The sequence below is a fragment of the Streptomyces netropsis genome, assembly GCF_014203545.1.
Lineage (GTDB): Bacteria > Actinomycetota > Actinomycetes > Streptomycetales > Streptomycetaceae > Streptomyces > Streptomyces netropsis.
The window spans coordinates 22,344-48,005 of record NZ_JACHJG010000024.1; the positions used below are offsets into that span (position 1 = coordinate 22,344).

Below are 25,662 nucleotides of genomic sequence, written 5' to 3' on the forward strand. Positions count from 1 at the left end.
GGTCCAGGAGGGGAGAGGAGAGGGGTCAGGAGAGGGGCGTGGCCGGTGCGACTCGGCTGATCCGAAGCCGTGCCTGTTCGGCCCAGTACGGCATGCGCAGGTTGCGGAATCCGGTCAGTGCCGTGGAGAGGTGACCCTCCGCCCGGTCCGGGTCGCCCGATGCGGCGTGGGTGCGGCCCAGCCAGTAGGAGGCGAGTGCCTCGCCCCGGCGTTCGCCGAGCTCGGTGAAGATCGACGCCGCCTCGCCGAGCGGGCCGAGTGCGTGCGGGGCCTGGTCGGGGCCGAGAGCGATGTGCATCCGGCCCAGCGTCAGCAGCGCGTACGCCTCGCCGGGCCGGTGGCGCACCGTCCGGAATGCGGCCAGCGCCCGGTGCAGGTGGCCGACGCACCGGTCGAACCGGCCGTGGCAGATCTCGGCCCACGCCAGCAGTTGCAGGACATCGGCGAGGGCGAGGGGCCGGCCGAGCCGCTCCGCCGTCCGAAGTGCCGACTCCAGGACGTCGACGGCTTCGGCCTCGCGCTGCCGGCAGACGAGCGCGAAGCCCAGGCTGCGCAGGGCCACGACCTGGCCGTGTTCGTCGCCGAGCCGGCTCATCACGGCGGCCGCCGCCCGGGCGTCGTCGTGGGCGAGCTCGGCCATGCCCCGGTCGGCGATCGCGAAGCTCCGGTGCGTACGCAGACGGGCGGCGTGATGTGCCTCGCCGAGTGCGTCCAACTGCTCGATGGCCGCGGCCCACCGGATCACCGCGTCGTCCACCCGGCCGCGGACGGCGAAGGCCCGGGCCAGGGAACCCTGGGCGACCGCGGTGGCGACGGGGTCGCCGTCGGCTCTCGCCCGGTCGAGCGCGGCCCGCGCCACCCGTTCCCACTCGTCCCACCAGTTCCGCAGGTGGCAGACGTCCTCCATGGCGGAGGCGAGCTCGGCGGCCTGGGTGCCGTAGCCGGCGCCGGCGGCGAACTCGACCGCGGTGACCAGGCTGGTCCGCTCCCGTTCCAGCCAGCCGACGAGATCCTCCGCCTCTCCTCGTACGGGCTCCTCCGCCCCTCGGCGGATGAGCCGGTCGGCGGCCGTCCGCACCCGGGAGAGCCAGCCGTCCAGGAGACGGGCCACCGCCGCCCGCCGCCACCCGAGGGGTTCCTCGGCGAGAGCGCGCTCCCCCGCGTAGACGTGCAGCAGGTCGTGCGTCCGGTAGCGCAGCAGGCCCTGCCGGTCGACCGACGCGACCTGCACCAGGTTCGCGTCGATGAGCACGTCGGTCGCCTGATCGGTGTCGCGGGAGTCGAGCAGGGCGGCGAGCGCCCATCCCGGGAACTCCGGCGAGGGAAGCATGCCGATGGCCCGGAAGGCCCGGGCGGCCTCCGACGTCAGGCCGTGGTAGCTGGCGGCGACGCTGGTGCGGACGGCGAGGTCTCCCACCGTGAGTTCCGCCAGCCTGCCCCGCTCGTCGGCGAGGCGGTCGGCGAGCCGCCGGATCTGCCAGTGCGGGCGGCTCGCGAGCCGCGCCGCGGTCACGCGCAGGGCCAGGGGCAGGCCGGCGCAGCTGGCCAGGACCCGCTCGGTGGCCTCCGGTTCGGCCGCGAGCCGTGGGGAGCCGACGATGCGGCGCAGCAGGTCCTGTGACTCCTCGTCGTTGAACGGGGCGACGTCGATCAGCTGCGCTCCCGTCAGGCCGGCCATCCGCGTCCTGCTGGTGACCAGGGCCGCGCTTCCCGGGGTGCCGGGCAGCAGCGGCCGGATCTGCGCCTCGTCCCGTGCGTCGTCCAGCAGCACCAGCACCCTGCGGCCGGACAGCAGGGAGCGGAACATCGCGGCGCGGTCCACCGTGGCCTCGGGGATGGACGATCCGGCGACGCCCAGGCTGACCAACAGGTCCGCGAGGACCGCGCCGGGCGCGCGCTGGGGCCCGCGGGCACCGTCGAGGTGCACGAACAACCGGCCGTCGGGGAAGGCGTCCCGCAGGTCGTGGGCGAGTCGGGTGGCCAGGGCGGTCTTGCCGACGCCGGGGAGCCCGGTGAGGATCACGACGGGCACGGCGCAGGACGGCGCTTCCCCGGAAGCCGAGGTGGCCGGGTCGAGCACTGCCGCGGCCCGCGAGAGTACGAGACGTCTTCCGACGAAGTCGGTGGTGTCGGAGGGGAGTTGACTCGTGGGTTGCCAACAGTCCGCGGGGCGTTCGGCGCACACGGGTGCGGGCTCCGGCTCCGGCAGCGGTTCTCCGGTGAGGACCGCGTGGTGCAGTCGGCGGAGCTCCGCGCCCGGTTCGAGGCCGAGTTCGTCCCGCAGCGCGGCGCGGGCGAGGGCGTAGGACCGCAGCGCGTCGCCCGGCCGACGGCAGTGGTACTGCGCGGTCATCAGCTTGGCCCACAACGACTCCCGCAGCGGGTACCGGGCCACCTCCGCCTGCAGCAGGCCTATCACGTCACGGGATTCCCCGAGCGCCAGGCATGCCTCTGCGTGATCCTCCAAGGCGGCCAACCGCGACTCCTCCAGGCGGGCCACCTCGATGTGCAGGGCGTCATGGTGCGCCACCCCGTCGAAAGCGCCGCCGCGCCACAGGTCCAGCGCCTCCCGCAGATGGCCGGCCGCTGCCCGGTGCCGTCCCCCGGCCAGCGCGGCACGGCCACGCGCGGCCAGATCCTCGTAGAGATGGAGGTCCACTTCGCCCGGCAGCACCCGCAATTGATAGCCGCCGTGCCCTTGGCTCAACCGGTCCTCGCCCGCGGCGGGGTTGATCACCTTGCGCAACGCGGCGACGTAGCTGCGGACATTGGCCTGGGCGGACACCGGAGGGGCGGCTCCCCAGATCGCGTCACACAGCCGGTCCCCGGACACTGCGGTGTTGGTATGGACCAGTAGGGTGGCGAGCAGGGTCCGTTGCTTCGGTCCGCCGAGCGGAAGGACGCGGTCGCCGGCGGCGACCTCGAGGGGCCCCAGCACCTTGAACTCGACGCGCGGAGCCTCCACCGCGTGACCGCCCTTCTGTTGGCTGCGCGAAGCAGAGCACGCGCGCTCTGTTGTGCGTGATTCAAACAATTGGCTAGTGCGACAACCATAGGCGCTGTGGGGTGCGGGATCCTCCACGCACGAACTCACCCCTCGCCGCGGTTCACGGCATGACCGACGCCCCTCGGGGTCGGGGCCCACACGCCTCCACGGGCGCCTTCCAGCCGATCGCTCGTCCCAACTCGCCGGAATACAGGGACAGTTGCTCTCGATGCCCTCGTCGACATCCGGCACTCAGGTGACCATCACGTCTCCCGCGCGTCATCCCGCCCGATGGCACAGCCGGCACCGGGGGGGCACGCCCGACTCCGCCACCGGGCCGACTCCTGCCCACGGCAACACGGCCTTCGCCGACCGGTCGTGGACCAACCCCGGACAGCACGACAACCGGATCTGCATACAACTGCGTCCGGGAAGCCGGACGGCGATCCGGCCGGGCATCCGTAGCCCTCTTATCGGTTCCGGGGCACACGGCTTCTGAGCCATTACGGGGCGGCCGCGTGACCTCCGCCGCCGGGAGGGCGTTGACGTCGTATGACGACGATGCGGCCCATGCCGGTCATCGCCCCCGGCAACGACACGCCCCCGCGAGGCCCGGCCGACACCCCCATCTTCGAGGCGCTGGCCGCTCGCTGGGCCGCCGCCGGGCGAAGCGTCCCATGCCGCGACGACGAAGAGTGGGCACTCCTCGCGGAGCGGATCCCGTGGCCCGACCGGTGAACCGACCGCCCGGGCGCACGGCCTCGCCTACGCCGCGGTGCAGCGACGTGCCCGGCGCACCGCAGCCAGCCACTCCGCGCGCAGCCGTTCGTACCGCCGGCGCTCTGCCACCGTCAGAGCCCGGCCTCGCCGCGCGCGCAAGAACGCGCGTATCTCGGCGTTCAGTGCTTGGGCGTCCAGGGAAGTCGGGGACATGAGAACCACGGTAGAGGCGTGCTCTGACATATGCCTCAGGGTTTTGCGCCAGTCGCCGACGCGACGAATCGGTCACCGCGTGGGGGCGATGAGCCGCGAGTGACCGGGTTTCCGGCCGCCGCCGTCGCCGGCGGACGACCGTCCGGCCTTCGCCCCGGCAAGGGTGAGACCGTTGTCCATGCGTAGGGGTGTCTGGACGACGACGGCTTCGTTCTTGGTCCGCCGTCCTTCATTCCTTGGCCGGTGGTCGCCCCACTGGCCGGTTCCCGTGGTCGCCGCGGGCTGTCGGTGCCTCGTGCCGTGAGAAGTGGTGGGGCGTCAGGTGAGCCCTTTCCCGGTGAGCCAGGTGAGGGCGGTGTCGGCCACGTGGGGCCAGCCGCTGTCGACGATCAGGGAGTGCCCGCGGTCGTCGAACCTCTTGTACTCCGTGGTGGCGCCGGAGTGGCGGTACTGCTTGAACGTGGAGCGTGTCAGGACGTCGGGGACGGTGTGATCGAGCTTGCCCGACAGCAGCAGGAGCGGCCCTCGGTTGTTGTTGTGGGTGTCGACCTTCGCGGGCGAATGCCGGGCGAAGTTGGCGAGGGCCAGTTGGAAGAGCGGCCGTGCCGGGCTGGGGACGGTCCACTCCTCGAAGAGCCGGTCGGACTCCTCGCGGGAGACGGCGTTGGCGAACGCGTAGCGGAACTGGTCCGCGTCCAGCGAGACGGCACCGGGTGTTGGCCGGGTTCTTCAAGAACGCGAAGGTCGACTTCGCCTGGGCGGGTCCGACCGCTTTGACGCCTCTGATCTGACCGGGACAGATCGCGACGGCCGCCGTCCCCAGCCCCTGGCCGAGCAGGTGCTGGGCGATGAAGCCTCCGACGGAGTGCCCGACCAGGACCGGCTTGCTCCCGAGATCGCGGATGATCCGGGCATGATGCCGGGAGATCTCCGCAAGCCCGTTGCCTGCCTGCCGCTCGGGATGCCGCCGTGCCTCGGCAACCGAGGCGGGGGCACCCGGCCATTCGGGTGTCATCGGCTCGTATCCGGCCTCCCGGAACCGGTCCGCCCAGCCTTGCCAGCTCGTCGAATGCAGCCACAGGCCGTGGATGAACATGACCGGTGTGCGGAGTGGTGAGGTCATGGCATGGCTCCCGTCGGCATCGTCAGCACAGGCCCCCGCCTGCCGTGCGGCACGCACTCATTACACACAGCGCCGATCGGGTCCGCCCGCCGGGCAGTGCCGTCGGCGCTCGGAGGTTCTTCCGGCGACCGGGAATCGGAACGGTGGGCGACGAGGTTGGCGGGAAGGGCCCGTGCCGATCGTGGCAGGGTCACCCGTCGACCGAAGGTGGATGTCTTGATATCCAGCAGCTCAGCCGCACGTGCGACGGACGCACTCGTCCGTCCCGTCTCCCTGGGAAGCCTCACCGTCCGGAACCGGATCGCCATGGCGCCGATGACCCGTGAGTTCTCACCCGGTGGTGTGCCGGGGGCCGATGTGGCGGAGTACTACGCGCGGCGGGCGGCGGGCGGTGTGGGCCTGATCATCTCCGAGGGGACGTATGTCGGCCACGCCTCGGCGGGGACCAGTGACCGCGTCCCCCGGTTCCACGGCGAGGACGCGCTCGCGGGCTGGGCCGGGGTGGCGGACGCGGTCCACCGCGCGGGCGGGGCGATCGTGCCGCAGTTGTGGCACGTGGGGATGGCGCGCGCCGTCGGTGCCCCGCCGGTACCGGATGCCCCGCGCGTCGGCCCCTCGGGGGTCCCCCTGGACGACTCGGAGCCGGGCCGGACGATGACACAGGCCGACCTCGACGAGGTGGTCGCCGCCTTCGCCGCCGGTGCCGCCGCGGCCGAGGCGAACGGCTTCGACGGCATCGAACTGCACGGGGCCCACGGCTACCTCATCGACCAGTTCCTCTGGGCTCACACCAACCGGCGCACGGACGCCTACGGCGGCGATCTCGTCGCCCGGACCCGCTTCGCCTCGGAGATCGTGGCGGCCTGCCGCCGAGCGGTGTCGCCGGACTTCCCGATCATCTTCCGGATGTCCCAGTGGAAGATTGGTGACTACCGGGCCCGGATCGCCGAATCGCCCCAGGAGCTCGAAGCCGTCCTCGCCCCGCTCGCCGAGGCGGGGGTCGACGCCTTCCACTGCTCCACCCGCCGCTACTGGCTGCCGGAGTTCGACGGCTCGGACCTCAACCTCGCGGGCTGGGCGAAGAAGCTCACGGGCAAGGCGACGATCAGCGTCGGCTCGGTCGGTCTCGACAGCGAGTTCCTGAAGGCGTTCCAGGGTCAGGGAAGCGGTGTCGCCGACATCGACGGGCTGCTGGACAGGCTGGAGCGGGACGAGTTCGACCTCGTGGCGGTCGGCCGGGCTCTGCTGGGCGACCCCGAGTGGGCCATGAAGATCCTCAACGGGCGCACCGACGAGCTCACGCCCTTCGGCACGGAGGCGCTCGCCAGGCTCCACTGAGCCGTGACGGTCCCACGGACCGCGGCGCCGCACGGCGCAGTCACACTGCGGCCCTGGGACGCGGTGGGCGGCGAGGCACCGGGCTGCCGCCCTCTACGCGGCGACGAAGCGGTCGCTCTGCTCCCCCCGTAGATGCCCCGGGGGCAGCTTGCGACCGTATGCGAGCAGCAGCAGATCCTGTGCGGCGCCGGTCAGCGGCGTGCCTGTGCCGAAGGACCAATCGAGGTCGTCGGCGCGGAGTTCGACGCCGTCGAGATCGGCCCCGAAGAACGTGAGGGTCTTGGCGTCGACGTCCTCCAGCAGGATGCGCAAGCGGTCCTCGGGTACCCGACGGCCGAGGCCCAGCGCGACCGAGATGTCCAGGCCGTGGATCACATCGTGACCCAGCGCGGCCTCGATCCCGAGGGTCGGCGGCTTCCAGGGGTGGTGCGCGTTGTCCGCGAGCGCCGCGGACAGCTCGTCCGTCGAGTGGACGGCCGCGTCTCTGCGGGCGCATCGATCGGTCATGCGGTGGATGCTGCCCCGCGCCTTGACGAGTTCCCACGCCACTTCGGGGAACGAGTAGCGGAATCCCAGGGACATGTGGGCCGCGACCTCCCGTACGCGCCAGCCCGAACACAGCGTCGGCGCATCCCATGCGCCGACAGGCAACCCGTCCAACATGGCCGCCAGCTCCCGGCGTTCGGCCGCGATCGCGGTTCTGATGTCCATCGCCGTCCTTTGGTGCATCGCTTTCCCCATGTCTTCAAGGGTGTCCGCGGCGCCGCCATACGTCCAAGAACGCCTTTGTCTCGCAGCTAGAATCAGCGGTTATGGAGCTTCGACAGCTGCGGTACTTCGTCGCTGTGGTGGAGGAGGCCAACTTCACCCGCGCCGCCGCCCGTCTGCATCTGGCACAGCCAGGGGTGAGCTCCCAGATCCGACTGCTCGAACGGGAACTCGGGCAGCCCCTGCTGGACCGCTCCGGCCACTCGGTGACCCTGACGGAGGTGGGCGAGGCCGTCCTGCCGTACGCGCGGGCCGCGTTGGCCGCCGTCGAAGGGGCGCGGCAGACCGTGGAGGAGTTCACCGGACTGCTGCGCGGTCACGTCACGATCGGTTTCGTCTCGGGTGCCGTCACCCCCGAGTTCGACGTGGTCTCCGCCCTGGCCGACTTCCATGACGACCACCCTCAGGTGGAGATCGCGCTCACCGAGGACACGTCGGAGCGGATGCTCGACGCGCTGCGCCGTGGTGAACTCGACATCGCAGCGGTCGGACTCACCGGCGAGGAGAGTCCGCCGGGCATTTCGCTCCAAGTGGTGATCGACGAACCCCTGGTCGCGGCCATGGCTCCGGGCGACCCCCTCATCGCCGATGCGAGTCGCACGGAGATTCCGTTGGCCGCGCTCCGCGATCGCCCCCTGATCAGCCTGCCGCGTGGCACGGGGCTGCGCGGGGTTCTCGACCGGGCCTGCGCGGAGGCGGGGTTCCGGCCCCGCATCGCCTTCGAGGCCGCCGCCCCGCCCGTCCTGGCGCAGCTCGCCGCCCGCGGCCTCGGCGTGGCCATCGTCCCGGCACTTCCCGCCGAGGCGGGGTCGGCCTTCGGGCTGCGGACCCTGCGGATCACCGAGCCGCGGCTGCGCGGCCGGGTCGCCCTGGCCTGGCGGACGGCCGGCCTCTCCAGCCCTGCGGCCAAAGCCCTCCTGGGCCGGCTCCGGACGGCTCTCCCCCGTTGACACCTGCCGGCTGCAGGCAATCCCCTCCGGCATCCGCAGCGCGTCCGCACGTACGGACCGGTGGCGACGGGGTAGAGGTGAGGTATGAGCAGCGAACTCTGGGTCCTCGTCAGCTTGCTCGCCGTCCTGGTCACCGCGATGGCCGTCGCCGCCGCGGTCGTGGCGGTACGGCTCTTCCGGGCCCGGCGTCTGCTGCGTGACGCAGGCGTCCCCGAGAACAAGAAGATCATCTTCTGGGGAGCCCTGCTCTACCTGGTCTCCCCCGTCGATCTGGTGCCCGACCCCGTCTATCTGGACGACATCGGCATCCTGCTGCTCGCCCTGCGCTCGCTGCACAAGGCCGCCGCCGATGCCGGGGTGCCACGCGCCCCGGACCGATGAGTGCCGCCCGTCGAGGGCCTTCAGAGCAGAGCGCTGAGGCGCGCCTTGACGGCGGGCCACTCCTCGGCGAGGACGGAGAAGTAGACGGTGTCCCGCCAGGTGCCGTCCGGGCGCCGGCGGTGGTGACGCAGTACGCCTTCACGCTGGGCACCGAGGCGGGCGATGGCTGCTTGCGAACGATGGTTCATGTGGTCCGTCTTCAGCTGCACGCGCCTCATGCCCAGCTCTTCGAAGGCATGGGTCAACAACAGCAGCTTCGCCTCGGAGTTGACCGCCGTGCGCCAGAACGCGCGGCCGTACCAGGTCCAGCCGATCTCCAGACGCTCGTCGTCCGTGTCGACGTCCATGAACGTGGTCCATCCGACCGCCTGACCGGTCGCACGGTGCATGACGGCGAACGGGACGTACTCGCCCCGGTCCGCGGCTTCGAGGAGGCCGCCGAGCTTGGCCGCGAATTCCTCCCGCGTGTGCGGCGTCGGCCCCTGCCAGCGCCACACCTCCTCGTCCCCGCCTCCTGCCGCGAAGAGTTCACCGAGGTGCTCCATCGTCAGCGGCACGAGGCGCACGTGGCGGCCGGTCAGCGTTACGGGCAAGGGTGTCTTGGCAGGCATACGCGAGACCATAACCGCATTTTGAACTAGCTTCAATACAATTTCGCACTAGTGCAAATGACATGCCGCAGGTGAGGGCGGTGAGGCTCCCCTGCGGACACCGTCAGCGGCCGGTGACCGTCCCCGCGGTCGCCGACGCGGTGACGTCGGCGACCAGCTCCACCATGTCCGGGCCGTACGCGTCGGAGTTGACGACCTTCAGCAAATGGCAGAACGTGCCGTCGAGCCCGTGGCGGCGTGCGAGGCGGGCATGGTGCCGGGCCAGGTAGCGCACGGCCGCCTGGTTGGTGATCCCCCGCTGGCCGGAGGCGAGGAAGACCGGCCGACCGCCCTCGGGGCCGGTCAGCCGGGCGAGGAGCACGTACTCCGCCGTGCCCTTCTCCAGCCGGTAGGACTCGCCGCCGATGGTGAACGCGCCACCGTCTGCGGCGTTCTCGAAGTCGGTGTTCACGTCGACGCCCGGCAGCATCGAGCGCAGATGCGCCTCGGTACGCCGGTTCGAGACCGGGCCTCCGACACAGAATTCGGTCCGTATCCCCAAGCCCTGACGTGCGGCGTCGTGCACCACGATGTCCGCGTGCGCCCCGCACTCCTTGATCAGGGCGGACAGTTCGAGCAGCGCGAAGGCGTCGTGACGGGAGACGCTGCGGCCGCTCGCGCTCGGGTCCTGGTTGACCACCAGGAGACACTCCGAACCGCCCGGCAGCCCGAAGAACTGCTGCTTGCGGCGGAGCTGGCGGCGCCACAGGTAGGTGCGGAAGAACCAGCCCGCGGCGGCACTGACCCCGCTGGCCACCAACCCCAGGGCGATGTTGCGTACGTCGTCGTTCATGGGCGCGGAGCCTACGCGTCGTCACCGACGGCCCGACAGACAGCAGTCGCCCGGGCCGGATCCACCAAGGGCTCGCCAGGGCTGATCACGGCCGGCCCGCCACCCTCAGCCGGACGGGAGCGCCGCCGTCCACCGGCGGTGGCAGCCGCAGTGGCCCGGCACCGGGCGTGATCGAGCCGAGGACACTCGCGTGCCGGGCGCCGGTGCACGCCGGCAGCGTTCCGGCCAGCCCGTGCGCGGTCAGGAACCCCAGCACCGCGAAGGCGTACGCCTCCTTGGCCTCCGCCGGCACGCCCAACTCGTCGGAGGTGCGCACCGGGACGCCGGTGAGCTCGGCCCGGAGCATTCTCATCAGTGTCGGATTGCACGTGCCGCCCCCGGAGGCGACGACCTCGGTACCCCCGCAGTCCCGGACGGCGGCGGCGACGGTGTGTGCGGTGAGCGCGGTGACCGTGGCCAGGATGTCGTCGGCCTCGAGTGGCTCCAGCCCCGCCGAGGCGGCCAGCAGGTACGGCAGGTGGAAGAGCTCCTTGCCGGTGGTCTTCGGGGCGGGGCGCGCGTAGTACGGCTCGTCGAGCAGCCGGTCCAGCAGCGGTCGGCTCACTCTGCCCCGGGCGGCCATGGCGCCGTGTTCGTCGATGGCACACCGTCCGTGGGTGAGATACCGGGCGGCCGCGTCGATCAGGGCGTTCCCGGGCCCGGTGTCGTATGCGTACGGCGCCCGGGCGCCGCCGCTCACGGTGATGTTGGCGATGCCGCCGAGGTTGAGCGCGACCGGGCATCCGGGCCTGTCGCGCAACCACATGACGTCCACCATGCCGACCAGCGGGGCGCCCTGACCACCGGCGGCCACGTCGGCGGAGCGGAAGTCCGAGACGACCGGCAGGCCGGTGCGCTCGGCGATCCAGGCGGCCCCGCCGATCTGGAGGGTGCCGTGGACGCGGCCGTTCTCCGTCCAGTGGAAGACGGTCTGTCCGTGCGAGGCGACGAGGTCGGCCCGGCCTCCGCACAACTCCCGGTCGGCCCGGTCGGCGGCCTCGGCGAAGGCCTGTCCGATGCGGCTGTCCAGTCGGCACACGGTCTCGAGGGTGGTGTGCGCCGGAGGCAGGGCGGCGGCGATCTCGGCACGGAGCCGCTCCCCGTACACCTGGCTGATCATGCCGAGAGGCGTCAGGTGGAGGGTGTCCCCCTCGACCCGCAGGTCGGCCGCCGCCGCGTCGACGGCGTCGTACGAGGTCCCCGACATCAAACCGATCACCCGCATGGCCATCCGTCCGTTCTCTTCCTCAGTCGCGCAACGCGCGCCGATGGTCGTCCCCGCGCAGCGTCAGCAGCGCGACCGCACTGATCGCGCAGGTCACCGCGGTGTAGTAGGCCGGGATGTCGGCACTGCCTGTGTGTTTGACCAGCTCGGTGATGATGAGGCCGGCGCAGCCCGCGAAGACCGCGTTGGCCAGCGAGTAGGCCAGCCCCGATCCCGTGCAGCGCACCCTGGTGGGAAACATCTCCGCCAGCATGGCGGGCCCCGGCCCCGCCATCAGCCCGACCACCGCTCCGGCCAGGAGGACCACGAGGCCCTTGGCCACCGTCGGCGTGCTCCCGCTCCGGACGGTCCACAGCAACGGGAAGGCGAGCAGAACGACCAGTCCCGCTCCTGTCAGCATGACGGGCCGGCGGCCGACACGGTCACTCAGCACTCCGGCCGGCAGGATGGTCAGGGCGAACCCGACGTTGGCCAGGACGGCTGCCGTCAGTGCCTCCTGGAACGTGGCACCGAGCGTGTTCTGGAGGTACGCCGGAAGGACGACCAGGAAGGTGTATCCGGCCGCCGACCAGCCCATGATCCGCCCGATGCCCGTCACGACGGACCGGAACGCCTCACCCGGGGCGGCCGGGGACCCCCGTGGCCCGGTGCCGGTGCGGCTCGTCCGCCGGAACGCGGGCGTCTCGTCAAGCCTCAAACGGAGCCACAGCGCCACCAGGCCGAGGGGCAGCGCCAGGAGGAACGGCACCCGCCATCCCCAGTCGTACAGTGCGCGCTCCCCGAGTACGGCCGCCGCCCCCGCGGCCAGCCCCGCACCGGCGAGCAGCCCCAGGGCGACCGTGAACGACTGCCAGGCCCCGTACAGGCCACGCCTCCCCTGCGGGGCGGACTCCGTCATCAGCGAGACCGCACCACCGAACTCCCCTCCCGCGGAGAGGCCTTGCAGGACGCGCACCGAGGTGAGCATCCAGGGCGCGGCGGCACCGAGCGTGGCGTAGGTGGGCAGCAGTCCGATCGCCGTGGTGGAGCCGGTCATGAGGAGAAGGGCCAGGACGAGAGCGGGACGCCGGCCGAACCGGTCCCCGATCCGGCCGAACAGCGCCGCACCCATGGGCCGGAAGAAGAAGGCGAGCGCGAACGACGCATAGGTCTTGATGAGACTCTCGGTGCCGTCCCCCGTGCCTCCGCCGAAGAAGTTGGCGGCGAAGACGGTGGCGAAGTAGCCGTACGCCCCGAACTCGTACCACTCGATGAAGTTGCCCACCGAGCCCGCGACCAGGGCGCGTCGTGCCGGTGTCCGGTGCGGGTCACCGGGGCCTTCGGCAGTGGGTACGGACACCGGGGTCTCCTCCCTGAGCGACTCGCCGGGCGACTCCCCGAGCGACTCCCTGGGCGCGGGTGTCACGGCCGGGTGCGAACGAAGAAGCATACGGCCGCGTGGTCGCGCATGCCGGGAATTCATCACACCTTGAGCAGCCGTGAGACCCGTGGGCGCCGGGCCCGTAGTACTGGACGGCAAGCGCGTACGGACATCGGCACACATGATTCCCGACCATCCGTACGCATCACACCCCCCGAGCCGGAGGTCGATCCGTTGAACCACCGTCGTGTCAATCGTCGCCGCGGAGCCGTCGCCGTCGCCGCTGCCGCCGCCGTAGTGGCGGCGGCGACGCTGCTCCCCCACGCCGACGCGAGTACGGACAAGCCGAGCAGGGACGAACCCGGCACTCCTCGGACCTTCACCTCGCAGTCGGCCGCGCACCTCGCGGCATCCCTCGAACCGGGTGTCCGGGAGAAGACGGCGGGCTGGTACCTGGACGGCTCCACGGGCCGGATGGTCGTGAACGTCACGGCCGAGGAAGCCGCGCGGCGCGTCGAGGCCACCGGTGCCGTACCGCGGATCGTGCGGAACAGCACCGCCGCGCTGCGGGGCGCGACCCGGACGCTGAGCGACCGGGCCTCGGTGCCCGGCACCGCCTGGTCGATCGACCCGAAGACCAACAAGGTCGTGGTCACCGCCGACAGGACGGTGACCGGGGCCAAGCTCGACGCCCTCATGAAGGTCGCCGGCGGTATGGGCGAGCTGGTGCGCGTCAAGCGTTCATCGGGCGAGTTCAAGCGGTACGAGGGCAGCCCGCCGCCGGTCGGCACCGGACGGCCCGGCTCACGGACGCGGGCACGAGGTGACGCCCCGGGAGCCGGTGCGCTCATCGGCGGCCGGGCCATCTTCGGCGGGGGTTCCCGGTGCTCCCTCGGCTTCAACGTCACGTTCCAGGGGGCACCGGCGTTCCTCACGGCGGGTCACTGCGGCAACGCCTCGCGGACGTGGACGGCGGACCAGGCGGGCGGCACGCCTCTGGGCACGGTCGTCGACTCGCAGTTCCCCGGCGCTGACTTCGCCCTGGTGACGTACGACGACCCCAACGCTCAGGCGGCGAGCGCGGTCGACCTGCTGAACGGCACGGTCCAGCAGATCAGCGGGGCCGCCGAGGCGAATGTGGGCATGCGGGTGCAGCGGGTCGGCAGCACGACCGGGCTGAAGGACGGCACCGTGACCGGGCTGGGCGCCACGGTGAACTACGGCAACGGAGACATCGTGAACGGCCTCATCCAAACGGACGTGTGCGCCGAACCGGGCGACAGCGGAGGCTCGCTGTTCGCCGACGACTCGGCGGTGGGACTCACCTCCGGCGGCAGTGGCGACTGCACCCAAGGCGGCGAGACCTTCTTCCAGCCGGTGACCGCCGCACTGCGGGCCACCGGTGCCGCCCTGGGGGCCGACGGCGGAGCGGCACGGCGGTGACGACGCCGAAGAGGCGGTGGCGGCACCGTTCGCGCTCAACGGGCTTGGCCGTACGCGCTGTTCACTCTGCTGAACTCCCGCTATATCCTCGCGGCCGGATCACCGGCAGCCGGTTCGCCCCGTCCTGCGCGAGGAGGGAGCAGCATGCCCATACGACTACGTTCGCCACACGTACCGCGCCGCTTCACCCTGACGACACGCCCCCTTCCCCGGCGCTCGCTGCCCTTGGAGCACCCTGTTCGATACAGCCCTCACACCCCAAGAGGTCCCCAGACTCATGGCTGAACTCAATCGGCGGCGCTTCCTGCAGATCGCCGGCGCGACAGCTGGCTTCGCCGCCCTGTCGAACAGCATCGACCGTGCCGCCGCCATCCCCGCCAAGCGACGCTCCGGCACCATCAAGGACGTCGAGCACATCGTCGTGCTGATGCAGGAGAACCGTTCCTTCGATCACTACTTCGGCTCGCTGAAGGGCGTCCGCGGTTTCGGTGACCCGCGCCCGGTGACTTTGGGCAGCGGGAAGTCGGTCTGGCACCAGTCGGACGGCAGCAAGGACGTGCTGCCCTTCCGGCCGGACGCGAAGGACCTCGGCATGCAGTTCATCGCGGGCCTCAACCACGACTGGGCCGGCGGCCACAAGGCCTGGAACCAGGGCAAGTACGACCAGTGGATTCCCGCCAAGTCCGCGGGCACCATGGCGTACCTGACGCGCGAGGACATCCCGTTCCACTACGCGCTGGCCGACGCGTTCACCGTCTGCGACGCCTACCACTGCTCCTTCATCGGTGCCACCGACCCCAATCGCTACTACATGTGGACGGGTCACACCGGGAACGACGGCAAGGGCGGCGGCCCCGTCCTCGGCAACGAGGAAGCCGGCTACGACTGGACCACCTACCCGGAGCGGCTGGAGCGGGCGGGGGTCTCGTGGAAGGTGTACCAGGACACGGGTGACGGCCTGGACGCGGCCGGCTCCTGGGGCTGGATCAAGGACGCGTATCGCGGCAACTACGGCGACAATTCGCTGCTGTACTTCAACAAGTACCGCAACGCCAAGCCCGGCGACCCCCTCTACGACAAGGCACGTACCGGCACGAGCGTCAAGAACGGCGACGGCTACTTCGACGGCCTCAAGGCCGATGTGAAGGCGGGTAAGCTGCCGCAGATCTCTTGGATCGCCGCCCCCGAGGCATTCTCCGAGCACCCCAACTGGCCGGTGAACTACGGCGCCTGGTACATCTCCCAGGTGCTGGACGCCCTCACCTCCGACCCCGAGGTGTGGAGCAGGACCGCGCTCTTCATCACGTACGACGAGAACGACGGCTACTTCGACCACGTCACCCCGCCGTTCCCGCCGGCCTCGGCCGCACAGGGCGCCTCCACCGTGGACGCCGGGCTCGACGTCTTCGCCGGAAACGGCCGCTACGCAGCCGGTCCCTACGGGCTCGGCCAGCGCGTCCCCATGATCGTGGTCTCGCCCTGGAGCACGGGTGGCTACGTCTGCTCGGAGGTCTTCGACCACACGTCCATCATCCGGTTCATGGAGCGCCGCTTCGGCGTGGGCGAGCCCAATGTCTCGCCTTGGCGGCGTGCCGTCTGCGGCGACCTCACCTCGGCGTTCGACTTCCGGCTCGCACACACCGGGCCCGCCTCGCTCCCGGGCACGGCCGGCTACAGACCGACCGACAACCAACGCCATCCCGATTACGTACCGAAGCCCCCCGCGAACCCCTCTCTGCCCAAGCAGGAGAAGGGTTCGAAGCGCACCCGTCCGCTGCCCTACGCGCCGTTGGTGGACGGGTCCGCGACACCCTCGACCGGACGCTTCACGCTCACCTTCAGCGGGGGCGAAGCGGCGGGGGTGTGCTTCACCGTCACGTCCGGGAACCGCACGGACGGGCCGTGGACGTACACCACCGAGGCCGGCAAGAAGCTCTCCGACACCTGGAACTCCGCCTACTCGAAGGGCAGCCACGACCTGTCGGTGTTCGGCCCGAACGGCTTCCTGCGCACCTTCAAGGGCCGCGGCGACGCCACGGGCCCCGAGGTGACCGCCCGCCATGACGCAGGCAACGGGCGCATCGTGCTGACCCTGACCAACGCCGGCAGCGCCGCGTGCCGTCTCACGGTCGCCAACGGCTACGGCGGGAAGCGCGAGACGTTCACGGTGCGCGCGGGCGGGCGCGTGGTGCACACCGTGGATCTGCGCAAGAGCCGGCGGTGGTACGACCTGTCCGTGACGTCGGACAAGGACGGTACGTTCCTGCGCAGGTTCGCGGGGCACGTCGAGAACGGCGAGCCGGGCGTGAGCGACCCGGCGATCATCACGGGCTGACCGTCACCCCGGACAACCGGCCCGCCCTCTGCCCCCGCGCCCGCGGGGGCAGAGGGCGGCTCGCTCTACGGCTCGGCGATCCAGGTGCCGGTCACGGCCACCGTGGTGACCCCGGGGCCGAAGGCGATGACCAGCCCCAGGGCGCCGGGCCGGGCGGCTCGGTGAAGGTCTGCTCCAGGACGTCGAAGACCACGACGCCGGCGGTGTTGCCGCGCCGGGCGAGAGACTTCTCGCTGAGTTCGAACCTGGCCGGTGGTATGCCCAGCCCCTTGCTGACCTCGTACATGATGCGCGGCCCGCCCGTGTGACTGACGAGGAAGTCGGGCTCCGGTGAGAAGAGGGGCGTCTCGTCCTGGAGCCACGGCTTCAGGCCGGGCATGGAGTCCGCCACCACGCGGACGGACCGCACGAGCCCGGGGCCGGACGGGCCGCCGTACGTCGCAGCGCCGCCCTGACGTCCTCCGGGCCTCGCGGCCGTCCGGGTCTCACCGGCGTACGACGCCGCTACGGACTGCCCTCCGTCAGGCCGCTGGCGATGTTCTCGATGTAGAGCACCCCGCAACTGGCACTGTTCCTGAACGGGCTGGAAGCCTGGCTCGCCGGCAACCGGGAGTGGCACCGCACCAGCGCCCGCTACCACGGAACCAAGAGTCCATGAAGCGGACTACGGAACGGGCGCGCCGCGTCCAGCGCCCAACTTGCCCGCCAACCTTCGGCAGAGCCGTCGTCGGCGAACCTCAGCAGCAGCAGAGAGGCCCGGGGCTTCGCCGCCTGCGGAGGGCGGCGGCGATGTTCTGGTGCCCGGCCCGTCGGAGGGTGCTGACGGCGAGGTTGCGCAAGGTGGCCATGTTCTCCGGTCCGCGGCCGGTACGGATGCGGCTGGCGTCCTCGGCGAAGGTCGTGTCGCGCACGAAGTGCAGCCGGTTTTCGATACACCGGTGCGAGCGTGCCAGTTCACCAAGCTGCTGCGGCGACGCCTGCGTCGAGGGCAAGTCGGTGATCGCGTAGATCGTCTTGCGGGTGAGTCGGCCGGTTCTGGCGTTCGCGCGGAAGCGCATGATCCGAGCGGCCTGGACCGCGCCGGCATGGCAGACCGACGGCACACCGAAGCTCCGTTGCAGGCAGACGGCTTGGGAAGGTCATCTGCATCAACGGGGTTTCGTTGCGTCAGGCACGGCCACCCCGCCATGCGACGCTAAAAGATCACGCGACTCCGCAACGTCCCTGCGCCGGGACCTGCCATGCTGGGCAGGTTCGATTCGATCCTCACACCTTGGAGGTTCTGATGCGTGCAGGCGTCGTTGTCGCCGCGCAGCCCGGTGTGGAGGACCTCGCCGTGCGGGCCGAGGAATTGGGCTTGCACAGCTTCTGGGTCAACGACACCCCAATGGTCCACGGCGACCCCTTCGTCGCCTTGAGCCTGTGCGCGAAGGCCACCAGCCGCATCAGGCTCGGCATCGGCGTGACCTCACCGGCGCTGCGCTCGGCCCCGGCCGCCGCGAGCGGGCTCGCCAGCCTCAACGCCCTGGCACCGGGCCGGATCATCTGCGCAGTCGGCACCGGAAACACCGCCCGGCGCACCCTGGGCATGCGGCCGACCACGGCGGCCAGGCTGGAGAACTTCACCGTCGCACTGCAGGACCTGTGCGCCGGACGTTCGACCGAGTACCGCGAAGGTGACCGGGTCCGCGACATCCGGTTCCTGCACGCCGGGGCACACGTGAACACCGCCGACCCGATCGAGTTCGTCGTGGCCGCGCTCCTCGGACCGAAGGCCGCCGCCGCCGCCGGCCGCCGCGGCACCGGCCTCATCTCCTTCGGCCTGCTGGACCCCACCGCCTGGCACGCGATGCACGACACCCGCCGCCACGCCGCCCAGGGCACACCCCGACACCCCGACTCCCGGGCGGACTCCTACGTGGTCACCTCGCTCCACCTGCTCGACGAGGACGAGGACCCCCACGGCGACGCGGCCCGGGACGCGACGGGCCACCTCGTCCTGTCGCTGCTGGCCTTCGCCGCCGACACAGCCGCCGACACACCCGCCTTCGCCGAGCAACTCGGCCCCGAGGAAAGGGAGGCGGTGCGGCGGCTCCTCGACCGGCGCGGCACTACCGCCACCGCGCCGGACCGGCACACCAAGCTCTACCCCAACTACCTCGGACGCATCGCACCGCAGGACCGGGACCTGGTGCTGCCCTCGCTGATGAACAACCTGGCCCTGGTCGGCACCCGCGACGACCTCCTCGCCCGCATCACCACCCTGGAACAGGCCGGCGTCGACGAACTCCTCATCCAGCCGGTGATCGACCCGCCCACCGAGATGGCCCTGCTCGCACAACTCCTCACCTGAGCCGACCCGTCTGCCGCACGTCCTTGACCCTCACACCTACAAGATCACCAAGACTTTGCCATCGCCCTGGGCTCTGTCCGGACCGGTGTGCGGGGAGCAATCGGGCAGTACAGAGGCGGCAGACTGCAGCCAAGGTGTCGTGTCGGCGTTGAAGGTGTGGCTTATTTTCCGTAGCGGCGCTGGCGCCGGCTGTAGGAATCCCGTGCCTCACCCCAACGATGACCAGGGCCGGGCCAGCCGGGTGCCCTGCCCACAGGCCGGGGCCGCCGGTGTACCGAGAACCCGCGCCGGCGTTACATCGCAGCCGAACCATCCTGTACCTGCCAGTCCGGCCGCTTCGCTCCGGCCGGTCCTCAGCGTCGTGTACCCCGTCAGGTCATTTCACCTGATGCGCTTGTCGCAGGGCGATCGGGCAGGCGCTGGGCACCACCGTGTCGAGCGCCGCCGCCCAGCAGTTTCGCCCACCGGGCGAGAAGCATCCTCAGAGCGGGCGGCACCGTTCTGGAGGTTTGACGTGTCTGTTTCGGCTGAGTCTGGCCGGCTTGCTCTGTCCGCGGTGTCGGCCTGGCCCGACGGCCTGCCCCGCGAACTCCTGGCCGGTGGAGAGCTCAAGTAGCTGATCAGCGCGTTGTGGGGGCCATCATGAAGCCCACGGTCTTCGCCTCTGCGCTGTCCAAGGGAGACCGCGAGACCTGTTACCGAAGAGGTGGGCCCGCCGTTTACGCTCGGGAGGAGCCCGGCCGGGCAAGGGTGGCGGTGGTGGGACAGCCACCACGATCGCCGTGCCGGGCAGCGCGTCCGGTGACAGCGGCCGCCTTCGCCCCCGGCCGTCGCGGGGGTGCGCCGCCTCGGCGGCCGGTGACCGCACGACGACATGCCGGTGGCCCCGGTCCAGGGGGTGACCGGGGCCTCCGGGGGGCCATCCGAGGGGAGCGGACTAACCCGGAACGGAACACCTTCGGGCCGACGAGGAGGTTGTCGTCCCGAAATGTTCGTCCATTTGCCCCGGGGGCTCGCCGTCGCGAGCGCTGTAGCCGGCTGCAGCCCGTTTCGGGCCCCGGTGCCACATGTAGTAAATATATTTACTGCCGAGTAATCAAGCGTATGAAAATTTTCATTCGCTCAGACTGCAAAAAATCCGGCCCTCACCGGCATGGTGTACGCCGGGGAGAGCCGGGAGGCAAGGCTCCTCCGCTGTCAGTGTTCGAGGAAGAAGTCGTGCTGCTCAGCGGCCTGCTCGTACTTCTCCAGCCGGAGCTGCGTGCGCTCGGGGTCGGCGTCGGCCATGGCCTGGAGGATGGCCGCGGACAGGACCCCGGGAGCCGCGTACGAGTCGAAGACGAGGCGGGATCCGGTGCCGGCGGTGAGCGCCACATCGGCTTCCTCCACCAGCGGCCCGAGCGTCTGGTCCGTGATCAGCGCGATGCGCAGCCCCGTGCTGCGCGCGGCCCGCATCGCCGCCAGCATCTCCTTGGCGTGTCTCGGCATCGCGAACGCCAGCACCCACGTCCCACCCGCCTCCCGCGACTGGAGCAGGGCGTCGTAGGCCACGCTGCCCCCGCGGGAGACCAGCCGCACGTCCGGATGGATCCGCTTCGCCGCGTACGCGAAGTACTCCGCCAGCGAGACGGAGATCCGCAGGCCCAGGACCGTCAGGGGAACCGACCGGGCGAGTTCACGGCCGAGGTCGAGCACCTGGTCGGGGTCGGCGAACACCCGGCGCAGGCTCTCCAGGCTCGCGATCTCGGCGTCGACAGCTGCCTGCAGCTCGTTGCGGCGGTCCTCCTCCCGCGTTCCCGTGGACCTCGCGACCGCGCTCAGCGCGATGGGCTGCAGGGCCTCCCGGAGTCCGGGGTACCCGCTGAATCCCAGGGAGGAGGCGAAGCGGGTCACCGACGGCTGACTCACCCCCACGCGCTCCGCGAGGTCCGTGATCGACAGGAACGCGGCCTCGGTGAGGTGGTCGGTGATGTATCGCGCGATGCGCCGTTGCGCGGGAGACAACCGGTGGTCGCCGAACAAGGCGCGAACCTTGTCCGCGGGAAGCGGCTCCGCCCCCGGAGACCGCTTTCCCGGCGTGATCGCGGACGCCTGCGCGCGTGCCTGCTGCCCTGATGGCACTGGTGTGTCTCCCTCTCGTCCTTCTCACGCTCAACATAGCTCACCCAGCGTGGCCGCCAAGGGGGAACATTCGTGCGGGGACCAGGGGCGGCGGGCGTCTCGTCGAGCCCTGCCCGACCGCCGTCCGGACTCCCCCCGGTGGCCGGTGAGCCGCGTGCGGAGGGAGTCCGGACGGGGGCGGGTGAAGCCCGCCGGGGCTTTCCGTCAGGCCCTGTCGGTGTGCGCGGTCATCGCTGGCCGGTCCCCAGGCGGACCAGTGCCTTGCCGGTGTTCGTGCCGCGCATCATGCCCAGGAAGGCGCCGGGTGCCTCTTCGATGCCTTCGGTGACGGTCTCCTCGGTGTGCAGTGTGCCGTCGGCGAGCCAGCCCGCGGCCTTCCCGATCCACTCGGGGAAGAGCGTGAAGTAGCTGCTGACGAGCATGCCGCGCAGCGTCACTTCCTTGGCGGCGGCCTGGAAGAGGTTGTCGGGACCGGAGGCCGCTTCCGTGGCGTTGTAGCCACTGATCGCGCCGACGAGGGCGATCCGGCCACCGGGCCGTATCGCGGTGATCGCCGTCTGGAGGTGGTCGCCGCCCACGCTGTCCAGGTAGACGTCGATGCCTTCCGGGGCCGCCTGGGCGAGCTGTTCGCCGAGCCGGCCCTGGCGGTAGTCGACGGCGGCGTCGTATCCGAAGTCGTCGAGCAGCTTCTTCGTCTTCGCCGGGCCGCCCGCCGATCCGATCACCCGGGAGGCACCGAGCTTCCTGGCCAGCTGTCCGGCGACGCTGCCGACCGCGCCCGCCGCCGCGGAGACGAACACCACGTCTCCTTCGCGGACCGGGGCGACCCGGGTGAGGGCCGCGTACGCGGTCAGGCCCGTGGTGCCCAGCGCCCCCAGGTAGTCCTGCGGCCGGGCCAGCGAGGTGTCCACCACGGTCGCGGCCGCGGCGTCGAGGACCGCGTACTCGCGCCATCCCAGGAAGTGCGAGACGGTCGCGCCGACCGGCACCGACGCGTCACGGGAAGCCACCACCTCGCCGATCGCGCTCCCCTCCATGGCGACGCCCAGCGAGAAGGGCGGGATGTACGAGGGGGCGTCGTCCATCCGGCCGCGCATGTACGGGTCCACGGACATCCAGGTGTTGCGGACGAGGACCTGGCCTTCCGCGAGTTCCGGCACCGCGGTGGTGACCAGGGCGAAGTCCTCGGGAACCGGGGCTCCGACGGGGCGCGAGACGAGGTGGATCTCCTGGGAGACGGTGTGCGTCGCGATGTCGTTCATGATGGTCGTTCCTCTTCCGTTGCTGCTTCGGACCGGCTGATGTGACCACCATGGACAGGGCCGCGCACGAACCGCTGACGGTGCGCGCACGGGCCGCTGAGGACCGCGCGTTAGCGTGGCGCCATGCGATTCGACGTGCTGGGCCCGCTGAACGTGACGACGGAGGACGGCTCTCCCGTCACCGTGCCCGAGCCGAAGGTCCGGGCGCTGCTCGCCGATCTGCTGGTGCATCACGGGCGGCCCGTCCCCGTGGACCGGTTGGTCGACGACCTGTGGGGCGACGCGCTGCCGGGAAAACCCGGCAACTCCCTCCAGACGAAGGTCTCCCAGCTGCGCAGGACCCTGGAGAAGGCCGAACCGGGCGCCCGGGGCCTGGTGGAATACGGGCCGGCCGGCTACGCCCTACGCGTCACGGACGACGCCGTGGACGCCGGACGGTTCGCCGCGCTCGTCACCCGTGCGCACACGGCCGGTGAACCACGGGCGAAGGCAACGCTGCTCGCGGACGCCCTCGGCCTCTGGCGCGGAGAGGCGTACGCCGATTTCCGTGACGCCGAATTCACCCGGGCGGAAGCGGCCCGCCTGGAGGAACAGCGGCTGACGCTGACGGAAGAGCTCGCCGAGCTCCGTCTGGAACTCGGCGAACACAGCGTCCTGGCAGATGAGTTGGCGGGGGCGGTCGCCCTCCACCCGCTGCGGGAAAGGCTGCGCGGCGCCCATATGCTGGCCCTGTACCGAGCCGGGCGCCCGACGGAAGCGCTGGACGCGTACCGGGATCTCAAACAGCGGCTCGCCGACGAGCTCGGCCTCGATCCCGGTGCCGCGCTGACCGCCCTCCACCAAGCCGTCCTGGAGCAGGACTTCGAGCTGACGCCGGGGCCCGCACCGGCCCCCTCGGCGACCACGGCGCGCAGCAACCTACCCGCCCCGCTCACCGCGTTGGTCGGGCGCGGCGACGCCGTCGCCCGGATATGCGCGGCGACGGCGTCGAGTCGGCTCGTGACGCTCACCGGCCCGGGCGGGGTCGGCAAGACACGGCTGGCCCTGGAGGCGGCGGCACGGCTGACGGACTCCTTCGCCGACGGCGTGTGGCTCGTCGAACTCGCCGGCACCCGGGGAGAAGTGGCCGAGACGGTCGCGGCAGCCCTGGGCGTGCGCGACGACACCCCTCGCGAGGCAGGGCCGGGCGGGACGGTGGACCGGCTCACCCGGACCATCGGCTCCCGGCACATGCTGCTCGTCCTCGACAACTGCGAGCACGTCATCGAGCCCGTCGCCGCACTCGCCGAGCAGATGCTGCGCCGGTCGGCACGGCTGCGCATCATCGCCACCAGCCAGGAACCCCTGGCCATTTCGGGTGAGACCCTGGACGCCGTCGCCCCCCTGGCCGAGGCGGATGCCGTACGGCTCTTCGCGGACCGCGCGGCGGCATCCGCCCCCGGTTTCGTCCTGGACGCGGACAACACCGAAGCCGTGGCCCTCATCTGTTGTCGCCTCGACGGCATCCCGCTGGCCCTGGAACTGGCCGCCACCCGAGTGCGGACCCTGGGGGTGCACGCGCTCGCCGACCGTCTGCACGACCGGTTCCGGCTGCTGAACCAGGTACGGCGGGACGCCCCCGCACGCCAGCGCACGCTGCGCGCGATGATCGACTGGAGCTGGGAGCTGCTGACGGCACCCGAGCGGACCGTGTTGAGCCGGCTGGCCGTGTTCTCCGGAGGATTCGACCTGGACGCCGCGGAGGCGGTGTGCGCGGCCCAGGACGTACGGACCGACGACGTGCTCGACGTCCTCACCCGGCTCGTCGACCGCTCGCTGGTCGTGACAGCCGACGGCACGGAATCCGCCCGCTACCGCACGCTCGAATCCGTCACGGCGTACTGCGGGGAGCGGCTCCGTGAAGCGGGCGGGCACGAGGCCGCGCGGCTGCGGCACGCGGCTCACTACGCCGACGCCACGGAAGCGGCGGAACCCCATCTGTACGGCCGCGACCAGCGACGGTGGCTGCGCAGGCTCGACGGCGAGGTAGCCAACGTGCGCACGGCCCTCGAGACCGCCGTGGAGCACGGGGACGCCGCGCTCGCCCTGCGCCTGGTCAACGCGATGTCCTGGTACTGGTTCCTGCGCGGGCGCCTCGGCGAGGCCCGCCGCTCGTTGGACCTCGCGCTGGGATGTGCCGGGGGCCCGCCGACGGCTCGGGAGAGCGCACGGGCGACGCGCGCGGCCTTCTCCTTGCTCACCGGCGACGCTTCACCCCGCGGCGATGCCTTCGAGGCCGCGACGCCCCGGGCCCGCTGGCTGCTCGACTACGCGCGATGCGGCTTCGACGGCCCCACGGGGGGCGACCCGCTCGACGGCCTGCTGGAGGAGTTCCGCACACTCGGCGACTCCTGGGGAACTGCGGCGGTACTGATCACGCGCGCGACCCGGTCGGGCTACCGGGGAGACCTCCCCGCACTGCGCCGCAGCGCCGAGCGGAGCGCGGCCCTCTTCGCGGAGCTGGGCGACCGATGGGGCCAGCTGCGGGCCTCGGAGCATCTGGGGACGCTCGCCGAGATCACCGGAGCCTATGAGGAGGCGGCCCGCCTGCACCACGAGGGCGTCCGCGGGGCGGAGGAGCTGGAACTGTGGACGGAGGTCTCCTTCCGGCTGGCCAGGCTCGGCCGTGTCGCCCTGCTGACCGGTGACGACACGCGCGCCACCGAGTTCCACGAACGCGCCAGAGGGCTCGCCGCGCAGCAGTCCCACCGCCCCGCGGAACAGTTCGCCGAAACAGGCCTGGCCCTCGGCGCACGCCGCCGCGGCGATCTCGACACCGCCGAGCGGCACCTCGTCCCGTGGCTGGAGTGGAACCGCCGGCTGGGCGTGGACTCCGGCGCCGCCCTGATCCTCGCGCAGCTCGGTTACGTCGCCGAACAGCGCGGCGAAGCGGGGCGCGCGCTGGAGCTCCACCTCGACGGTCTGGCGGCGGCCCGCAGAACCGGCGACCCGCGCGCCGTCGCGCTGGCCCTGGAAGGCCTGGCCGGCGCCCGGGCCGCGGACGGCCACCCCCGTCACGCCGCCGAGCTCCTGGGCACGGCCACCACCGTCCGCGAGTCCGTCGACGCACGGCTCCCGGCTCCCGAACGCACCGACGTCGACAGGACCGCCATGCAAGCGCGCGCGGCGCTGGGAGAGGACGGGTTCGCGGCGGCCTTCGCACACGGGCACACGCTCACCGTCACCGACCACGCGCGGGTACTGGGCGCCGGGGAGGTGCCCTCAGAGCAGGAGATACGGCACTGAGCCGCAGGCATCAGCCGGTGTGCACGCCATGCGCCTGTGCGGTTACGTGGTGTGTGGGGGTGGGGGGTGTGGTGTGAGGCCGCTCATGGGATCCAGATCACGTACGAACCCGGATAGTGGGATCCCAATTCGGACATAAGGGTGTGAAATGGGGTGTCGGGTGGGGTGTGCGGGGGTGTGTTGTTCGGGGGCGGGATAGTAGGTCACACCTTTGCCAGCAGCTTTTCGGGCCGCTAACAATTGCCGAGTCGCATGGCGCCGTCGATCGAGACGCGGCGCTTTTTTCGCGCCGATCCGGCCAGTGCGACTCACGCGAT

Annotated in this window: 20 protein-coding genes; 8 read left to right on the top strand and 12 right to left on the bottom strand. The window is 71.4% G+C overall.

Annotated elements, in window-relative coordinates; all coding sequences use genetic code 11:
• Window positions 1-25 precede the first annotated feature (25 nt).
• Window positions 26-2,965, bottom strand: coding sequence for an AfsR/SARP family transcriptional regulator (locus tag FHS38_RS33545; RefSeq protein WP_184740166.1), 2,940 nt, complete (start codon window positions 2,963-2,965; stop codon window positions 26-28).
• 591 nt (window positions 2,966-3,556) lie between these two features.
• On the opposite strand from FHS38_RS33545, the gene FHS38_RS33550 reads away from it, so the two are divergent.
• Window positions 3,557-3,724 (top strand): hypothetical protein, encoded by a 168-nt coding sequence (locus FHS38_RS33550; RefSeq protein WP_184740168.1) that lies wholly within the window; start codon window positions 3,557-3,559, stop codon window positions 3,722-3,724.
• 27 nt (window positions 3,725-3,751) lie between these two features.
• Here FHS38_RS33550 and FHS38_RS33555 read toward each other — a convergent pair whose 3' ends face one another.
• Complete coding sequence (locus FHS38_RS33555) at window positions 3,752-3,919, bottom strand: hypothetical protein (RefSeq protein WP_184740170.1); 168 nt, start codon at window positions 3,917-3,919, stop codon at window positions 3,752-3,754.
• Window positions 3,920-4,148: 229 nt separating this feature from the next.
• Entirely contained in the window at window positions 4,149-5,042 is an 894-nt protein-coding gene (locus FHS38_RS33560; protein ID WP_308433648.1) for an esterase/lipase family protein, read from the bottom strand.
• Between the two features lie 216 nt (window positions 5,043-5,258).
• Here FHS38_RS33560 and FHS38_RS33565 point away from each other — a divergent pair, with 216 nt between their 5' ends.
• Window positions 5,259-6,380 carry an NADH:flavin oxidoreductase gene (locus FHS38_RS33565; protein ID WP_221495671.1) on the top strand — a complete coding sequence of 374 codons (1,122 nt, stop codon included), beginning with the start codon at window positions 5,259-5,261 and terminating at the stop codon, window positions 6,378-6,380.
• Window positions 6,381-6,473: 93 nt separating this feature from the next.
• Here the strand turns inward: FHS38_RS33565 and FHS38_RS33570 are convergent, their stop codons facing one another.
• A complete protein-coding gene (locus tag FHS38_RS33570) occupies window positions 6,474-7,091 on the bottom strand; it encodes a maleylpyruvate isomerase family mycothiol-dependent enzyme (RefSeq protein ID WP_184740172.1) in 618 nt (205 codons plus the stop codon).
• Between the two features lie 101 nt (window positions 7,092-7,192).
• Between FHS38_RS33570 and FHS38_RS33575 the strand changes: the two genes are divergently transcribed.
• Window positions 7,193-8,098 (top strand): LysR family transcriptional regulator, encoded by a 906-nt coding sequence (locus FHS38_RS33575; protein WP_184740174.1) that lies wholly within the window; start codon window positions 7,193-7,195, stop codon window positions 8,096-8,098.
• Window positions 8,099-8,182: 84 nt separating this feature from the next.
• On the top strand, window positions 8,183-8,479 hold the full coding sequence (locus FHS38_RS33580) for a YkvA family protein (protein ID WP_184740176.1): 297 nt from the start codon (window positions 8,183-8,185) through the stop codon (window positions 8,477-8,479).
• Window positions 8,480-8,499: 20 nt separating this feature from the next.
• On the opposite strand, the gene FHS38_RS33585 is transcribed toward FHS38_RS33580, so the two are convergent.
• The 4 genes from FHS38_RS33585 to FHS38_RS33600 all read right to left on the bottom strand — a co-directional run bounded on the left by FHS38_RS33585 (window position 8,500) and on the right by FHS38_RS33600 (window position 12,525).
• Complete coding sequence (locus FHS38_RS33585; RefSeq protein ID WP_184740178.1) at window positions 8,500-9,090, bottom strand: GNAT family N-acetyltransferase; 591 nt, start codon at window positions 9,088-9,090, stop codon at window positions 8,500-8,502.
• A 103-nt stretch (window positions 9,091-9,193) separates the two neighbouring features.
• Window positions 9,194-9,922: a hypothetical protein gene (locus tag FHS38_RS33590; protein WP_184740180.1), complete on the bottom strand. Its 729-nt coding sequence runs from the start codon at window positions 9,920-9,922 to the stop codon at window positions 9,194-9,196.
• 85 nt (window positions 9,923-10,007) lie between these two features.
• Window positions 10,008-11,186, bottom strand: coding sequence for an anhydro-N-acetylmuramic acid kinase (locus FHS38_RS33595; RefSeq protein WP_184740207.1), 1,179 nt, complete (start codon window positions 11,184-11,186; stop codon window positions 10,008-10,010).
• A 22-nt stretch (window positions 11,187-11,208) separates the two neighbouring features.
• Window positions 11,209-12,525, bottom strand: coding sequence for an MFS transporter (locus FHS38_RS33600; RefSeq protein ID WP_229822919.1), 1,317 nt, complete (start codon window positions 12,523-12,525; stop codon window positions 11,209-11,211).
• 255 nt (window positions 12,526-12,780) lie between these two features.
• Here FHS38_RS33600 and FHS38_RS33605 point away from each other — a divergent pair, with 255 nt between their 5' ends.
• Together FHS38_RS33605 and FHS38_RS33610 are read left to right on the top strand one after the other, a co-directional pair.
• Complete coding sequence (locus FHS38_RS33605) at window positions 12,781-13,989, top strand: S1 family peptidase (protein ID WP_184740184.1); 1,209 nt, start codon at window positions 12,781-12,783, stop codon at window positions 13,987-13,989.
• Window positions 13,990-14,266: 277 nt separating this feature from the next.
• Window positions 14,267-16,324, top strand: coding sequence for a phosphocholine-specific phospholipase C (locus tag FHS38_RS33610; protein ID WP_184740187.1), 2,058 nt, complete (start codon window positions 14,267-14,269; stop codon window positions 16,322-16,324).
• A 91-nt stretch (window positions 16,325-16,415) separates the two neighbouring features.
• On the opposite strand, the gene FHS38_RS33615 is transcribed toward FHS38_RS33610, so the two are convergent.
• Window positions 16,416-16,703, bottom strand: a complete 288-nt coding sequence (locus FHS38_RS33615; RefSeq protein ID WP_184740189.1) for a beta-ketoacyl-[acyl-carrier-protein] synthase family protein — start codon at window positions 16,701-16,703, stop codon at window positions 16,416-16,418.
• 358 nt (window positions 16,704-17,061) lie between these two features.
• A complete protein-coding gene (locus FHS38_RS33620) occupies window positions 17,062-17,427 on the bottom strand; it encodes a transposase (protein WP_229822920.1) in 366 nt (121 codons plus the stop codon).
• A gap of 182 nt (window positions 17,428-17,609) precedes the next feature.
• On the opposite strand from FHS38_RS33620, the gene FHS38_RS33625 reads away from it, so the two are divergent.
• Window positions 17,610-18,677, top strand: a complete 1,068-nt coding sequence (locus FHS38_RS33625) for an LLM class flavin-dependent oxidoreductase (RefSeq protein ID WP_184740191.1) — start codon at window positions 17,610-17,612, stop codon at window positions 18,675-18,677.
• Between the two features lie 1,197 nt (window positions 18,678-19,874).
• Here FHS38_RS33625 and FHS38_RS33630 read toward each other — a convergent pair.
• A complete protein-coding gene (locus tag FHS38_RS33630; protein WP_184740193.1) occupies window positions 19,875-20,798 on the bottom strand; it encodes a MurR/RpiR family transcriptional regulator in 924 nt (307 codons plus the stop codon).
• A gap of 227 nt (window positions 20,799-21,025) precedes the next feature.
• Window positions 21,026-22,060 carry an NADP-dependent oxidoreductase gene (locus FHS38_RS33635; protein WP_184740195.1) on the bottom strand — a complete coding sequence of 345 codons (1,035 nt, stop codon included), beginning with the start codon at window positions 22,058-22,060 and terminating at the stop codon, window positions 21,026-21,028.
• 123 nt (window positions 22,061-22,183) lie between these two features.
• On the opposite strand from FHS38_RS33635, the gene FHS38_RS33640 reads away from it, so the two are divergent.
• The gene (locus tag FHS38_RS33640) at window positions 22,184-25,345 is read left to right on the top strand and encodes an AfsR/SARP family transcriptional regulator (protein WP_184740197.1); all 3,162 of its coding nucleotides are present in this window, start codon (window positions 22,184-22,186) and stop codon (window positions 25,343-25,345) included.
• Window positions 25,346-25,662: the final 317 nt, after the last annotated feature.